This is a genomic window from Vreelandella sedimenti (assembly GCF_013416325.1).
GTDB classification, from domain to species: domain Bacteria; phylum Pseudomonadota; class Gammaproteobacteria; order Pseudomonadales; family Halomonadaceae; genus Vreelandella; species Vreelandella sedimenti.
The window spans coordinates 335173-350075 of record NZ_JACCGK010000001.1; the positions used below are offsets into that span (position 1 = coordinate 335173).

Consider the following 14903-nt stretch of genomic DNA (forward strand, 5'->3'; position numbering starts at 1 on the left):
CGTTGACGGTAATGAGGTTGGCAAAATCCTGCGTTACACATAGTCTGAACTTAGCTTTAACGCACTGTTATGCCACAATAGTTAATCATTATTACTCAAAAATATAATAAGAATTATTCACTGACCGTGAGAACGCATGAACCAACGAATCCAACTGGCGTCGATAGACGACCAGCGCAATGCCGAGGCGCGGGAAACGGTACGCCGACGTATCTCGTGGCCAGCTAACCTAACGCCTGCTAATGTGACCTATCACAGCCGTGGTCATGCGCTGTTAATAGGTACCGAAGCCGACGTTCATCCTGCCGCTTGCGCTCTACAGGGGCGCGGCTTGGCATCGCTTACACTACTGGTCACTGAGTCTGACGCGAACACCCCAGGTAACGATGCTGTCGGTCCTCTCGGGTCTAGCGAACCGCTGATCACCCAGACGCTGACCCAGGGGCAATTCAGCCAACTGCGTATCAATGGCTACCTGGGTGCCTTTAGCGTTCAACTTGACGATGAAGATGCGCCGCTGGATATTGCTCGCGCGCTGATTGAGCGTGACGGCTTTGACTTGATTCTTGACCTTGCTTCGGCTTCTCATACCCAGCGCTGGGAACTGCCGCCCCCTGGCTATGTGGTAATGCAGTGGCAGAATGTCGAGCAGCGCAACGACATCCTCGACGATTTTGTCGGGCTGGTGGGCGAATTCGACAAGCCGCGATATTTTCAGGTCAATAGCGACTTATGTGCCCACTCCACCAGCGGCAACATTGGCTGTACCCGCTGTTTGGATGTTTGCCCCGCGGATGCCATCTCTAGCATTCAGGGACGGATTGAGTCACATATTGAGATTGATCCCTTTCTCTGCCAAGGCGTGGGAAGTTGCACCAGCGCTTGCCCTACGGGCGCTATCGAATTTCGTCTACCGGAAACGCGCCGCCAGCAAGATACGCTCTCCGCATGGCTAGCAGCCTACCGCGAAGCCGGTGGTCAGGTGCCGGTGCTGCGCTTTATTACCCATGACTCACAAGATGCCGAGCGCGCTGCGGGTGTAATGCCCGCAGGCCATATCATCGACGCACCGTTAGAAGAGCTGGGGGCCGCGGGTCACGACCAGTGGCTAACCGCTCTGGCCTCCGGGGCCGCTGAAGTACGTATTCAACTTCATCCCAATATGCCTGCCCGCTTAAGTGCCTTTTTGACCGATCAACTCACTCAAGCGCATGCCCTATTGGACGCACTAGGCCATGATCGTGCCCGCGTAAAGCTGATCGAGATAGCCGATGATGCAGGCCGAGATGCGCTACCGGCACTCACGCCGTTGACAGAGTCACCGCTAAGCCTGCCCGAGCCAGAAAAGCGTGCCCGCTTGAACCGTGTGCTAGCGCGGTTGACCGAATTGGGTAACCCCAGCGGCGAGCGGGCTGCTATGCCAGCAGGCGCTGCCTACGGCACCATTCAGGTGGATCGCGATGCCTGCACGCTGTGCCACGCCTGCGTCAGCAATTGCCCAACGCCAGCGCTAAAGTCGGGTGGTAAAACCCCCGCGCTGAGTTTCCTTGAGGCGGATTGTGTGCAGTGCGGCTTGTGTGAACAGGCCTGCCCGGAAGATGCGATTACCCTGATGCCCGGCTTCCTGGCATCCAATGCCCGCGAAACGCGTCATATCTGCCACGAAGAAGCGGCCTTTGAATGCATCAACTGCGGCAAGCCGTTTGCCACTGTCAGCACGGTAGCTACTATTAAAGAGAAGTTGGCCAACCACCCCTACTTTGCTGGCGAAGCGATAATTCGTCTGGAAATGTGTGAAGACTGCCGCGTTAAGGATGTTTGGAAAACCATGATTCGCGATCCCGACGCGCAACTGAAGGTATAAGCCGATGACGGATGCACTGCCCACGCTGAAAGAAGCGGATGCGCTACGCGCCGATATCTACCGGCTGTTAGCCACGCTGCTGCGCCAACCACCGGATACTGAGTTACTCAACTGGTTGGCTGAGCTAGCCATCGAGCAAGATGGCAGCCGCTTAGCAGAGTGCTGGCAGTCGCTGGCAGTCGCTGCCGCCGATACTGAACAGGGCGGCGATGACGTTGAGCGACTCCAACGCGCCCACTTTCGCCACTTGGTGGGGGTGATTCAAGGTGATGTAGTGCCTTATGCCTCCTGGTACCGCAACGGCGAACTGATGGAAGCGGCGCTGGTGGCGCTGCGCCAAGACCTAAAAGTACTCGGCTTTGAACGCAGTGAGCATACTCGGGATCCTGAAGATCACTTGGCGGCTCTGTGTGAAGTCATGGCGATGCTGATTGACGCTGAAAGTTCAGAGCAGGGCTATTTCTTTAGCCAACATTTAGCCCCTTGGGCGGCCAGCTGTTTTGCCGACCTGGGACAGGTAGACACCGCTTTCTATGCAGCGCTGGGGCAGTTAGGTAGCGCTTTTATGGAGAGTGAGCAGGCTCGCTTAAGCGTTGATGCGGGCCACACCCCGGTGCGGATCGTTGAACCTTAGCGAAGGCTCCATAAAAACATTAGTAAAGAGCTAAAATCAGTATAAGAAGCTGCATAAAAGACCCTGGATAAGAGCATGCTAGAGGAGAATCTCATGCACAAATCACATAATCCTGAGCGCCGCCGGTTTATGAAGACCGTTGGGTTGGGAACCGCCGCTGCTGGCGCCGCAGCGGCAGTCGGTCATGTCACTCTGGCACAGGCTGACACTGCCCCGGTGAAAAACGAAAAACCAACGGTTAACTACCGTGAGACTGATCACGTCCGTGCTTATTACGCCTCGCTGCGTGACTGACGGCGGAATGCCAGGAGATTTGCCATGCGCTTAACTCGCAAAACAGACACCCCCAAGGCCTCCGGGCTGGGTATTTCCCGTCGCCAGTTCCTCAAACGCAGCGGCGCTGCCACCGGCGGTGTGGCCGCTGTAGGTTTCATGGGCGCGCCAATGATGCGGCGCGCCGAATCGGCTGACAAAACCCCCGTATTGGACTCGCCGGTCGAGACCAAGCGCACTATCTGCTCCCACTGTTCAGTAGGTTGTGGCGTTTATGCCGAAGTTCAAGAGGGCATTTGGACTAAGCAGGAACCCGCTTTTGATCATCCCATCAATCGCGGCGCGCACTGCGCGAAAGGTGCTTCGCTGCGCCAGCACGGCCACTCCACGCGGCGCCTTAAGTACCCGATGAAGTTAGTCGCGGGTGAGTGGGAGCGTATGAGCTGGGATGACGCCATTAACGAAATTGGCGACAAACTGCTTGAGCTGCGCGAAGAGCACGGCCCGGACAGCGTTTATTGGCTGGGCTCGGCGAAGTTCAGCAACGAGCAGGCGTACCTGATGCGCAAGCTTGCTTCGCTGTGGGGCACCAATAATACTGACCACCAAGCGCGTATTTGTCACTCCACTACCGTGGCGGGCGTGGCGAATACTTGGGGTTACGGGGCGATGACCAACTCGCTCAACGACATGCATAACAGTAAGTCGATGCTGTTTATCGGTTCTAATCCTAGTGAAGCCCACCCGGTGGCGATGCAGCATTTCTTGATCGCCAAAGAGCGCAATAATTGCGACATCATCGTGGTCGACCCGCGCTTTACCCGTACTGCTGCCAAGGCCAACAAATATGTGCGTCTACGTCCCGGTTCGGACGTCGCCTATATTTGGGGCTTGTTGTGGCACATTTTTGAAAACGGCTGGGAAGACAATGAGTACATCAATCAGCGCGTTTACGGTATGGATGAAGTACGCGCTGAAGTCGCCAACTTCCCGCCCAGCGTTGTAGAAGAAGTCACCGGTGTCCCTGAAGCCGAGATGTACGATGTCGCGAAACGCCTCTCCGACAACCGGCCCGGGTGTGTGGTCTGGTGTATGGGCGGCACCCAGCATACTACCGGCAACAATAATACCCGCGCTTACTGCATTCTTGAGCTGGCGCTGGGGAATATTGGTGTGGCGGGCGGCGGCGCTAACATCCTGCGCGGCCACGATAACGTACAGGGCGCAACTGACCTTGGCCTTGGCTGCGATTCATTGCCGGGTTACTACGGTTTGGCGGAAGGTGCCTGGCAGCACTGGGCGCAGGTATGGGATCTCGACTACGAGTGGCTTAAAGGCCGCTATGACGATACCGAATATGCCGATGGTAAGCCCATGTACACCGCCGGTATTACCGTGTCGCGCTGGGTCGATGGTGTGCTCGAGGAGGACGAGAACATCTCCCAACGTACCGCGCTGAAAGCGATGTTCTACTGGGGCCACGCGGTTAACTCCCAGACCCGCGGCGTCGAGATGCAAAAAGCGATGCAGAAGCTTGAGATGATGGTCATCGTTGACCCTTATCCCACCGTTGCCGCCGTAATGCACGACCGCAGCGACGGCGTTTATCTGCTGCCAGCGGCCACCCAGTTCGAAACCACAGGCAGTGTCACCGCGACTAACCGTTCAATTCAGTGGCGTGACCGCGTGATTGAACCGCTGTTTGAGTCTAAACCCGACCACGAAATCATGTACCTGTTTGCTCGTAAGCTGGGCTTCGGTAATGAGCTGGTCAAGAACTACCAGATGAACGGTGACGAGCCGCTCATCGATGACATTCTGCGCGAGATCAACAGCGGTATGTGGACGGTCGGCTACACCGGCCAAAGCCCAGAGCGCCTCAAAGAGCACCAGAAAAACTGGCACACGTTCAGCTTCGAGAACCTGCGCGCAGAGGGTGGCCCGGCGGATGGTGATTACTACGGCTTGCCGTGGCCCTGCTGGGGCACGCCAGAGTTCGGCCACCCAGGCTCGCCTAACCTTTACGATACTAGCGTACCGGTGATGGAAGGTGGTATGGGCTTCCGCGCCCGTTTCGGTATCGAGCGTGACGGCGTCAACCTTCTGGCGGAAGGTTCAGCGCCGGTGGGTGGCGATATCGACGACGGCTATCCAGAGTTCAACGACCAACTGCTCAAAGACCTAGGCTGGTGGGACGACCTGACCGCCGAAGAGAAGCAGGCGGCGGAAGGCAAAAACTGGAAAACCGACCTCTCTGGCGGTATCCAGCGTGTCACGATTGAGCATGGCTGTGCGCCCTACGGCAACGCCAAGGCACGCGCCGTGGTCTGGACTTTCCCCGACCAAGTGCCGAAGCACCGCGAGCCGCTTTACACCACCCGCCGAGATCTGGTTGAACGCTTCCCCACGTGGGACGATTTCGACTCCATCATGCGTCTGCCGACCATGTACAAAACCATCCAGGATCGTGACAACACCGGGGATTACCCGATGATTCTCACCTCAGGGCGACTGGTAGAGTACGAAGGGGGCGGGGAAGAGACGCGCTCTATGTCGTGGCTTGCCGAGCTTCAGCAGGAGATGTTTGTCGAGATCAACCCGGCGGACGCCAACGACCTTAGCATCAAAGATGGCGACGATGTTTGGGTTGAAGGGGCTGAAGGGGGCCGTGTGAAGGTCAAAGCCCTGGTCACGCCTCGCGTCGATCGTAACGTGGTGTTTATGCCGTTCCACTTTGGCGGCATGTTCCAAGGCGAGAGCCTGCGTGACCGTTACCCGGATGGGTCTGATCCGTACATCATCGGTGAAGCGGCCAATACCGCCACCACCTATGGCTACGACCCGGTGACACTGATGCAAGAGACCAAGTGCACCATCTGCCGCATTGAGCGCGCTTAAGCCCCGACCGACCTGACAGCACGACGGTGTGGGAGCCATCCCGCACCGGCATGAGGAGAACACCATGGCTCAAATGAAATTTATGTGTGACGCCGAACGCTGCATTGAGTGCAACGGCTGCGTCACCGCCTGTAAAAATGCCAACGATGTCGAGTGGGGCATTCAGCGCCGCCGCGTGGTCACGCTCAATGACGGTGAAGCGGATGAAATGTCCATCTCTGTCGCCTGCATGCATTGCGACGATGCTCCTTGTATGGCGGTGTGCCCCACCGACTGCTTCTACAAAACCGATGACGGCATCGTGCTGCACGACAAAGACCTCTGCATCGGCTGTGGCTACTGCCTCTACGCCTGCCCGTTTGGCGCCCCGCAGTTTCCCCAGCAGGATGCCTTTGGTGAGCGTGGCAAGATGGACAAATGCACCTTCTGCGCGGGCGGCCCTGCCGAAAGCAAAGAAGAAGAGTACGAGAAGTACGGCTCCAACCGCATTGCCGAAGGTAAACTGCCGCTGTGTGCTGAGATGTGCTCTACCAAAGCGCTACTTGCCGGTGATGCCCAAGACGTGGCCGATATCTTCCGTCAGCGTGTTGTCCATCGCGGGCACAAAGATGGCGCCTGGTCTAATAACCCTCAGGCCAGTGCCGACAACCTAGCCTATGATGCTGCCCATAAAGGGTAAGGAGGCGTGTCATGAACCTGTTGACTGCACAGGCGCCCGGTGGGGTGCCGCGCTCAGGTAAAGGGCTCGCCCTGGGTATTTGTCGCTTTATGTTGGTGGCGCTTGCTCTGGTGCTAAGCCTCGGTTTCACGCAAGTGGCCGCTGCCCAAGCGGATCCTGATCGCGAAATGACTACTGCAGCCCCCGGCATTACCGCCGACCAGTGGCGCCAAGTACGTAGTGGAGAAACCGGACCTAACTACCGTGATTCTCGCGCTGACAGTAACTACAGCCTGATCAATTCAAGCGGTGAAACCTGGCGGGAGATTCGTAACCGCTGGGTATCACCGTTTGGTTTGATCGCGGTATTTGGCATGGCGGCGCTGATCGCGCTGTTCTACTTCATTGTCGGGCGTAAGGAGCTTGAGGCGCCGCGTACGGGGCGCCTGCTCTTGCGTTGGACGCTGATGAAACGCGCGCTGCATTGGACGGTAGCGACGCTGTTTATCATTCTGGCACTGACTGGGATGACCCTGCTATTCGGTAAATTCGTGTTTCGCCCACTGTTTGGCGATGGGATTTGGGCCTGGATGATTGCGGCCACGAAAGTGCTGCATAACTACCTGGGGCCGATCTTCGGCATTCTGCTGGTGATCCTGCTGGTCAGCTTGATCAAAGACAACATTCCCAAAAAGCACGACTGGGTATGGTTCAAGAAGGGCGGCGGTATGATTGGCAAAAAGCATGTGGATGCTGGTTTTGCCAACGGTGGTGAAAAAGCCTGGTACTGGCTGTTAGCCACCGTGGGAATTCTTGTGATTGCCAGTGGCTTTGTGCTCGACTTCCCCAACTTCGATCAGAGCCGTGACACCATGCAGTGGGCTAACATTATCCACGCAGTCGGTGCACTAGGACTCACCGCCATCTCCTTAGGCCATATCTATATCGGCACGCTGGGTACCGAAGGCGCGCTAGAGGGGATGACCATGGGCTATGTGGATGAGACCTGGGCCAAAGAGCACCATAATCTGTGGTACGAAGAGGTCAAAGACCAAACGTTGTCGGAACAAGAGGTGGCGGCACGCAAGTCATCTGGCGGCAGCAGTGAGCCGTCGGCAACGCGAACTAGTTGATACGTGCTTGATGGTAGCGAAGACACCGCCTTTTGGCGGTGTCTTTTGTTATGCTTCACCTTAAGTTATTAAATAGCCAAACGTGATTTATGGGAGGAACGGTTATGTCAACGTTTGATGAGTTAGACCCGGCTACGCGCACTGAACTGGAAGCCGCTGCGTTTCGCCGCTTGCTACAGCATTTGGACGATAACAAAGATGTCCAGAATATCGATCTGATGATACTGGCGGACTTTTGCCGCAACTGCTTATCGAAATGGCTGGTTAGCGCTGCGGAAGCCCGGGATGAAAGCCTGAACTATGAAGAGGCCCGCGAGTACGTTTACGGTATGCCTTACAGCGAGTGGAAGGAGCTTTACCAGCCGCCTGCTACGCCGGAGCAGATGGCGGCTTGGGAAGCGCATCACGCCAAAAAGAAAGCAGCCAAACAGGGGTGACGTCGATGAGCGAGCCAATGGTGCCCCTTAACATAGCCGTACTCACGGTATCCGATACCCGAACAGAAGAGACGGATCGCAGCGGCCAAGCGCTGGTCGAGCGGTTAACCAGCGCCGGTCACACTCTCGCTGAAAAGCGCATCGTGCCTGACGATGTCTATCGTATTCGCGCGGTGGTCGCGAACTGGATCGCCGATTCGGATGTGCAGGTAGTCATCACCACCGGCGGCACTGGCTTCACTGGGCGCGACTCTACCCCTGAAGCCATCTCGGTGCTGCTGGATAAGCGCATCGAAGGCTTTGGCGAACGCTTTCGTCAGCTAAGCGGTGAAGAAATTGGCAGTTCCACCATCCAGAGCCGCTGCCTCGGCGGCTTAGCCAACGCCACGGTAGTGTTCTGCCTGCCCGGCTCAACCGGCGCCTGCCGCACCGGCTGGGACGGCATTCTGGCAGAGCAGTTGGATAGCTGCCACAAACCCTGCAACTTCGCCAATCTGGTCATCCCAGGCCGGGGGCAGCATGGGTGACTTGCAGCCGATATCAGCCGCGCTTGAAGCGCTACTGGTAGACGTCAGCGTAATAGGCGTAGAAAGTGTTCCGCTGGAAGCCGCTGCCGGGCGTGTGTTGGCTGAAGCCGTCACAGCGCAGCTGGATGTGCCGCCGTTCGATAACAGCGCGATGGACGGCTATGTTTTGCGCGCTGCTGATGCGGGGCAGTGGCTGCCGGTGAGTCAACGCATTGCCGCCGGCACACAGGCGAAAGCGCTTGCGCCAGGAAGCTGCGCACGTATTTTTACCGGCGGAGAGATTCCTACCGGTGCCGACTGCGTGGTGATGCAGGAGCGCGTACAAGTTGACGGTGATCGTGCACTGATGCCTGCGGACATTCCCACAGGTGATAATGTCCGCCGCCAAGGGCGTGACGTGCGCCAGGGCAGCATACTGTTAGATGCTGGTGAGCGGCTCGAGGCGGCGGCTCTTGGCCACTTGGCAGGTCAGGGGATTACTCAGGTCAGCGTGCGCCGACGCCCCCGTGTGGCGCTGCTTTCGACGGGCGATGAGATTATTGAACCGGGCACGCCACTAAAGCCTGGTCAACTCTACAACTCCAACCGGCCGATGCTTAGGCGCCTGTTAGAGAACTTTGGCGCCGAGGTGGTGAGTACCGTTAGTGTGCCGGATGACTATGCCCGCACCGTGGCACTGTTAACGGCCGCCGCTGCTGAGGCAGACCTGGTGGTCACCACCGGCGGCGTCAGCGTCGGCGAAGAGGATCATGTCAAAGCTGCGCTGGAAGCGATTGGCCAGCTCGATATGTGGAAGTTGGCGATCCGCCCCGGTAAGCCGCTAGCACTGGGGCGTTTGCCTCGCAATGACGTCAGCCAGGCGCGGTTTGTCGGTTTGCCAGGCAATCCGGTCTCGGGGTTTGTTGGTGCCTGGCTGTTTTTACGTCCCTTACTGGGCGCAATGCTTGGTTGTCCAGCGCTAACATCGCTACCAGCGGTGACCGCGAAAGCGGGGTTTGCTACCTCTACCGGCCCACGTGAGCACTATATGCGTGTGACACTTGAGTTCACGCCAAGCGGAGTGACGGCGACGGCCTTTGAGGATCAGAATTCCGGGGTGCTTTCATCCTGTATTAACGCCGATGCTTTTGCAGTGATTCCGGCCAATAGCGACATAGCCGAGGGCGATGCCATTAGCTGTTTGTGGTTGGCTTGCTAAGAGCAGGGGGCCTGAGAAAGCGAAGGATGAAGCTTGCGGGCATCGAGTAGCAGTACTAGCTGCTGCTGGTGGAAGGTTAACCCGCATAGCGCCGTGGAAAATCGGCGGGAAAGCAGCAGTTTAGGCAGCGGGTAGAGCGTGTTGGCCGGCAGTTGCTGAAGCGTTATGTCACCGCTCACGCCCAGTTGCCAAGTGCTGTTGTTGTCGCTGGCTGCTTGAGCGTCGCGCAGGGTGAGCCAGCGGTTAGGTGGGGTCTCATGGTCGCCACCTTCATAGAGCAGCGTTTGAGCGTTGGCGGTGCGCAGTGCCGTGGGATGATCGGTCATGGCCAGCACATGGCGCGCTTCCAAGGCGGTACGGTAAGGCCCTACGCAAAACAGCACCAAGGCAACCTGGGCCTGCTCATGATGGCCACGATGCAAGGGCACTTTAACCAAGCCCCTGCTGGTAGGCGTCGAAGAGCGCCTCTGGGTCAAGCAGGGCAAGCGCTTCTTGCTCATCTATCTGCCATAGCGCACTGACATAAGGGCGCAACGTGCCAGAAAGCGTCTCTGGCGGCGCTTGCAGCATACTCTGGGTGACCTCGGACACATCATCAAGCTGTTCAATACGCACGCCGCTAGTAATCCCCGCCGCGCTTACTAATAGAATCATCCCCTTTTGGTTACCTTCCGGTGCAGGTAAACCGAGTAGTTGATGCAGGCTAATGACGGACTCGATTTTGCCTCGCAGGTGCAGCACACCTTCGGTAGAGGCGGGCAGCCCCGGCACGTAATAGACGGGCTGGTCACTAGATAGGATTTCACTCACCGCGCTGCCGGGTAGTGCAAAAGGCTGATCATTGAGCCGGAAGAGCACTAGCTGTTGGGTAGGCTCATCAATATCCACCACTGCCTCAGCATCGCCGTGCGCTGCCAATGCCTCGCCAAGGGTTTGGGTCGCGGGCGGCTGGTCATTCGCTTCGCCGTCGCGGGGAAATTCAGCGGTCATCGGCCAGCTCCGTCGATATCACTACCTGATTGCGACCTTGGTGTTTGGCGCGATAGAGCGCTTGGTCGGCGCTTAAACGCATCGACTCGGTAGAAGGTTGTGCGGGGAAGCTGCTAATGCCTGCACTAAAGGTACAGCGAAAGCGAACCTCACCGGCGTGAAAGTCGACCAGAGCAAAATCCTCGCGCAGGCTATCGATTAATGTGACGGCTTTCTCGGCATTAATGCCCTTTAGCAGCACAACAAACTCTTCTCCGCCGTAGCGGCCGATAATATCGGAAAGACGCAGGCGACTCTGTAATAGTCTTGCCAGGGTGATAATTACCTGGTCACCCGCCAAATGACCGTGGGTGTCGTTGACCTGCTTGAAGTGATCAATATCGATCATCGCCATGGCGTGCTGGCTATTATCACGGTGAGCCTGAGCGAGGTTTTTATTGATCAGTTCGGTGGTGGTGCTGTGGTTATACAGCCCGGTCATGCTGTCGCGGGTCATTAATGAGCGCAGCAGGCGCAGGCGTTCGGCGCGCAGCCGCACGGCAGAAACCAGCTCTTCGGGCTGAACGGGTTTGGTGAGAAAGGCTTCAACCCCCGCAGACATAGCGGATATTTGCTTTTGGCTGTCGGTTTCACTGGAGAGATAGATAATCGGTAGGCCCAGGTGTTCCGGCTGCTGGCGAATAATCGATGCCAGCTCTTCCCCAGAACACACCGGCATATACACATCGACCAGCAGTAAATCGGGGCTAAAGCGCTCCATTACCGTGAGCGCATCGGCGGGATGGTGAACCTGGTGAGCCAGCATACCGCCCTCTTCAAGCAACAGAGCGTGGTAAGCGGCTGCTTCGGGCTCATCATCCACCACCAGCACTTTCAGTGGCTCTTCCGCTGCCGGAGCGGTCAGTTCATCCACTGCCAGCATCAGATCCAGCGGTTTTACCGGTTTGGTAAAGTAGCCGCTGCAGCCTGCACGAACGGCACTCAGGCGTGAATGAAAGTCGCTATGGGCCGACAAAACGATGGCGGGGAGCGGTTGGCCTGTCAGTTTGTTTAAGCTGGTCAGGGTTTCAGTGCCTGCCGTCTGGCCTTGGGGGAACTGCACGTCCATGATGACCGCGTCCGGGCGACGAGTGAGCACGGCGTTAAAGAATGTGTCTGTATCGATAAACTGAGCGACTTCGTGACCAAAGCAGCGTAGGTGATGGATTAATTGATCGACCTGCTCGGGCTCATCGTCGCACAGATAAATTAACCGCTGGCGCTTATTGCGCAGAGGTTCAACCTGACTGGTAAGCTCGAAGCTGTTTACGGCCGCCAGCGCTTGCTGTTGACCGTGGTGGGAACGCAGGTGCTGTTGTTCGTGACCCATCTGGAGAAGCAGTTGACTGATAAACGTGTCGATATCGGCGCGGGCGGGGGAGGTAGTGAGCGCCTCTTCCGCCTGATCCGCCAGCAGGGCAAGCCGCTCAAATCCCAGTGACCTCCCGGTTCCTTTCAAACTATGAAAGAAACGGTGCAGCTCTGGCGCGAGTCGCGACTGTTCTTCGCTCGTCGTGCGACTCAGCTGCCACAGCTTGGCGGTTTGCGCTAAGCGGGACGGAAGCTGCTCAATAAAACGCTCACGCAGCTGGTTTAGCTTATCGTGCAGCGAAGGGGCGGGCTTAGACATCAAACTACCTACGTAAGTGAACGAAAGCGGCGATCCATTCCATCAGTTATCCATTCCCTCTAGCAGTGGTTACCCATCCAGCGCCTGTTTTACGGCGGCTTCCAGGTTGGATGCCAGCTCGGCATCTTTACGCAAACAGGCATGCAGGCCTGGTGTTTGCTGAAGCGTTGTGTCCGGAGTGTCTCCGGTGAGTAAAATAAACGGTAGGTGATTAGCCTGCTCGCGCAGCATCGCCAGCAGTGCTACCCCACTGATGAGGGGCATGTGCATATCGCTGACAATCAGCTTGATATCGCTGCGATTATCTAGCTGCTCGACGGCTTCCATCGCGTCAATGGCCAGCAGCGTCTCATGGCCCTGATGCTCAAGCAGTGCCGCCGTCATTTCCCCGGCAAGCGGATCGTCGTCTACGACCAGGATAGGCATTCCATGACCTCATGGTAGTTGTGTCTTTAATGGCTATGTCATTAACAGTCGTGTCAGTATCACTCGTGATTAACCCAGTAGGGCCTGGAGCGTCTCAACTAAATTATTTTGGTCAAAGCTACCTTTGACGATATAAGCGTCAGCACCGACCTCAATACCGCGTCGCCGATCAGCCTCCTTTTCCCGCGAGGTGATAATAATAATTGGCCGATAACGATAAACCTCATTTTCGCGCAGTCGGGCAGTCAGCGCAAAGCCATCCATTACCGGCATTTCAACATCGGTAAGGACGGCATCAAACGGCTCTGCCAGTGCTTTGGCTAAACCGTCGCGGCCATTTTCGGCCAGGGTGACGTGGTAGCCCCAAGCTTCGAGTACATCTTTCTCTATTTCGCGGGTATTCAGTGAGTCGTCGACCACCAAAATGCGTTTCGCGAGAGCGGAGGATACACGCTCTTCGTTAGCACGTTGGGCACCGTGTCGGGTGGCTGCCAGTAAAGCGGGTACCTGAAGTAGGCTTACCAGCGCATTGCGCCCCATGGAAACCATGCCCGAGACCAGCGGTAAATAACGAAGATGTACGGGCAGTGGCTTGATGATCATATCGCGTTCATCAATCAGTGAGTCAATAATCAGAGCAAGCTTCTGGTGCCGTTGGTGGACGACCAGCAGTAGGGTGGTATCAGTACCGGACGCCGTCTCAGGTAGCTCAAGCAGTTGGGCTAGCGATACCACCGGCACAAATTCATTGCGTAAAATCAGCGTGCGCTGACCCGCAGCATCAATAAATGATTGTGATGAGCACTCGACCAACTCTGATACGTAAGGTGCCGTTACCCCTAGGTTGATGCCGCCGACGCTGACCAGTAGTACCCGCATCATCGCCAACGAGAGTGGCAGGCGCAGAGTAAAGCGGGTGCCGCTACCGCGTTCGCTGGCAAGCTGCAGGTCGCCGTTAAGCTCATCCACCACGGTGCGCTTGACCACATCCATGCCCACACCGCGGCCAGAAAAGTCGGTAATCATGCTCTTGGTAGAGAAGCCCGGCAGGAATATAAGCTCTAGCGTTTCCTGTTCGCTCAGCGCATGGAGCTGCTCTTCGCTCACCAACTGTTTGGCGAGCGCTTTTTGACGCACCGCTTCAAGCGAAATACCCGCGCCGTCGTCACGCATCTCTACCACCACCCAGCCAGCATCCTGCCAGGCTTCGATAATCAACTGCCCACGGGGAGGTTTACCCGCTGCCTGGCGCTCGGCAGGCAGCTCTAAGCCGTGATCCAAGGCATTGCGCAGCAGGTGAATAAGCGGATCCGATAGGCGATCAATCATCTGGCGATCAAGTTCGATTTCGCTGCCTCGCACCCGGCAGTCGACCTGTTTGCCGAGTGACTGGGCCAGTTCTCGGGACATATGCGCGAGTGGATCAAACACCACGCTTAGCGGCAGCATGCGCATTTGCAGTGCGCGGTCGTGTAGGTCGCTCATCAGCGAATCGTGGCTTAACACGCTATCTTTCAGCTCACGGTGAAAGGCGTGAAAAGGTCCCTGCTGTTCGACAGGAAGCGTGATGCTTAGCTCACGGGCTTGGTTAACCAGGGTATGTAAATGATGGTGGCCGGAAAGCACTTCGCCCATCAAACGAATAACATCATCCAGTCGATCCAGGCGAACCCGCACCGTATCGCTGAGCCGCAGCTCGCTCTCCGTCACCAGCGCAGCGGAGGAAGGCGGTGTTGAGAAGGACGGTAGCGCAGGCACAGAGGACGGCGCCGCCTCTGCGGGAATGGGTGGGATTGGGGCCTGCCCGAGGGCAGCCGCTTCCAGGGCGCTACATAGCACCTCATCAGCCGTAGGTAGGTCGTCACCTGTCGCTCCTTCGGCGAGTCGACTGACTAAGTCAGAAAGACCGTCCACTGCCTGGCTGAGCAAGCTGGTCACCGTCGGCGTTGCGGTTAGGGTGTTGTCGCGCAGAGCGCTGAGCAGCTCTTCAGTGCTATGTGCCAGCGCGGTGATCGGTACCAGTTTAAGCATTCGCGACGAGCCTTTCAGCGTATGCGCTGCGCGGAACAGCTCGTTGATCTGTTCGCGATCAGCATGGCCTTGCTCCAGTGCGCTAATTCCTTCTCGCAAGCGGGGCAGGTGGTCGGCTGCCTCTTCCACAAAGCGTTGTATAAAGCGGCGAATATCCAGCGCCAT

Annotated in this window: 14 protein-coding genes; 9 read left to right on the top strand and 5 right to left on the bottom strand. The window is 57.1% G+C overall.

The window, feature by feature from the left end; all coding sequences use genetic code 11:
• Positions 1-136 precede the first annotated feature (136 nt).
• The 9 genes from HZU72_RS01490 to HZU72_RS01530 all read left to right on the top strand — a co-directional run bounded on the left by HZU72_RS01490 (position 137) and on the right by HZU72_RS01530 (position 9622).
• Positions 137-1864 carry a 4Fe-4S dicluster domain-containing protein gene (locus tag HZU72_RS01490; protein ID WP_180089915.1) on the top strand — a complete coding sequence of 576 codons (1728 nt, stop codon included), beginning with the start codon at positions 137-139 and terminating at the stop codon, positions 1862-1864.
• Between the two features lie 4 nt (positions 1865-1868).
• The gene (locus HZU72_RS01495; RefSeq protein WP_180089917.1) at positions 1869-2498 is read left to right on the top strand and encodes a TorD/DmsD family molecular chaperone; all 630 of its coding nucleotides are present in this window, start codon (positions 1869-1871) and stop codon (positions 2496-2498) included.
• 93 nt (positions 2499-2591) lie between these two features.
• Positions 2592-2792, top strand: a complete 201-nt coding sequence (locus HZU72_RS01500; RefSeq protein ID WP_180089919.1) for a twin-arginine translocation signal domain-containing protein — start codon at positions 2592-2594, stop codon at positions 2790-2792.
• A 24-nt stretch (positions 2793-2816) separates the two neighbouring features.
• Complete coding sequence (locus HZU72_RS01505; RefSeq protein WP_180089922.1) at positions 2817-5669, top strand: molybdopterin-dependent oxidoreductase; 2853 nt, start codon at positions 2817-2819, stop codon at positions 5667-5669.
• Between the two features lie 64 nt (positions 5670-5733).
• Positions 5734-6348 carry a formate dehydrogenase FDH3 subunit beta gene (gene fdh3B, locus HZU72_RS01510; RefSeq protein WP_022521832.1) on the top strand — a complete coding sequence of 205 codons (615 nt, stop codon included), beginning with the start codon at positions 5734-5736 and terminating at the stop codon, positions 6346-6348.
• 11 nt (positions 6349-6359) lie between these two features.
• The gene (locus HZU72_RS01515) at positions 6360-7460 is read left to right on the top strand and encodes a formate dehydrogenase subunit gamma (RefSeq protein WP_180089924.1); all 1101 of its coding nucleotides are present in this window, start codon (positions 6360-6362) and stop codon (positions 7458-7460) included.
• A 104-nt stretch (positions 7461-7564) separates the two neighbouring features.
• Positions 7565-7897: a DUF1244 domain-containing protein gene (locus HZU72_RS01520; RefSeq protein WP_180089926.1), complete on the top strand. Its 333-nt coding sequence runs from the start codon at positions 7565-7567 to the stop codon at positions 7895-7897.
• A gap of 5 nt (positions 7898-7902) precedes the next feature.
• Entirely contained in the window at positions 7903-8424 is a 522-nt protein-coding gene (moaB, locus tag HZU72_RS01525) for a molybdenum cofactor biosynthesis protein B (RefSeq protein ID WP_180089928.1), read from the top strand.
• Entirely contained in the window at positions 8417-9622 is a 1206-nt protein-coding gene (locus HZU72_RS01530) for a molybdopterin molybdotransferase MoeA (RefSeq protein ID WP_180089930.1), read from the top strand. The genes moaB and HZU72_RS01530 overlap by 8 nt, the downstream gene beginning before the upstream one ends.
• On the opposite strand, the gene HZU72_RS01535 is transcribed toward HZU72_RS01530, so the two are convergent.
• From HZU72_RS01535 to HZU72_RS01555, 5 genes are all read right to left on the bottom strand, one after another.
• Entirely contained in the window at positions 9619-10050 is a 432-nt protein-coding gene (locus HZU72_RS01535; protein ID WP_180089932.1) for a hypothetical protein, read from the bottom strand. The two genes, HZU72_RS01530 and HZU72_RS01535, sit on opposite strands and share 4 nt — an antisense overlap.
• Position 10051: 1 nt before the next feature.
• Positions 10052-10612, bottom strand: coding sequence for a chemotaxis protein CheW (locus tag HZU72_RS01540; protein ID WP_180089934.1), 561 nt, complete (start codon positions 10610-10612; stop codon positions 10052-10054).
• Positions 10602-12281 (bottom strand): diguanylate cyclase, encoded by a 1680-nt coding sequence (locus HZU72_RS01545; RefSeq protein ID WP_180089936.1) that lies wholly within the window; start codon positions 12279-12281, stop codon positions 10602-10604. Before HZU72_RS01545 ends, HZU72_RS01540 begins: the two co-directional genes overlap by 11 nt.
• Before the next feature lie 69 nt (positions 12282-12350).
• On the bottom strand, positions 12351-12707 hold the full coding sequence (locus HZU72_RS01550) for a response regulator (protein WP_180089938.1): 357 nt from the start codon (positions 12705-12707) through the stop codon (positions 12351-12353).
• Positions 12708-12776: 69 nt separating this feature from the next.
• Positions 12777-14903, bottom strand: a complete 2127-nt coding sequence (locus tag HZU72_RS01555; protein ID WP_180089940.1) for a hybrid sensor histidine kinase/response regulator — start codon at positions 14901-14903, stop codon at positions 12777-12779.

Coding starts and splice junctions, on each gene's coding strand:
- HZU72_RS01490 (WP_180089915.1), top strand. CDS start 137: ATGAACCAACGAATCCAACTGGCGTCGATAGACGACCAGCGCAATGCC.
- HZU72_RS01495 (WP_180089917.1), top strand. CDS start 1,869: ATGACGGATGCACTGCCCACGCTGAAAGAAGCGGATGCGCTACGCGCC.
- HZU72_RS01500 (WP_180089919.1), top strand. CDS start 2,592: ATGCACAAATCACATAATCCTGAGCGCCGCCGGTTTATGAAGACCGTT.
- HZU72_RS01505 (WP_180089922.1), top strand. CDS start 2,817: ATGCGCTTAACTCGCAAAACAGACACCCCCAAGGCCTCCGGGCTGGGT.
- fdh3B (WP_022521832.1), top strand. CDS start 5,734: ATGGCTCAAATGAAATTTATGTGTGACGCCGAACGCTGCATTGAGTGC.
- HZU72_RS01515 (WP_180089924.1), top strand. CDS start 6,360: ATGAACCTGTTGACTGCACAGGCGCCCGGTGGGGTGCCGCGCTCAGGT.
- HZU72_RS01520 (WP_180089926.1), top strand. CDS start 7,565: ATGTCAACGTTTGATGAGTTAGACCCGGCTACGCGCACTGAACTGGAA.
- moaB (WP_180089928.1), top strand. CDS start 7,903: ATGAGCGAGCCAATGGTGCCCCTTAACATAGCCGTACTCACGGTATCC.
- HZU72_RS01530 (WP_180089930.1), top strand. CDS start 8,417: ATGGGTGACTTGCAGCCGATATCAGCCGCGCTTGAAGCGCTACTGGTA.
- HZU72_RS01540 (WP_180089934.1), bottom strand. CDS start 10,612: ATGACCGCTGAATTTCCCCGCGACGGCGAAGCGAATGACCAGCCGCCC.
- HZU72_RS01545 (WP_180089936.1), bottom strand. CDS start 12,281: ATGTCTAAGCCCGCCCCTTCGCTGCACGATAAGCTAAACCAGCTGCGT.
- HZU72_RS01550 (WP_180089938.1), bottom strand. CDS start 12,707: ATGCCTATCCTGGTCGTAGACGACGATCCGCTTGCCGGGGAAATGACG.
- HZU72_RS01555 (WP_180089940.1), bottom strand. CDS start 14,903: ATGGCGCTGGATATTCGCCGCTTTATACAACGCTTTGTGGAAGAGGCA.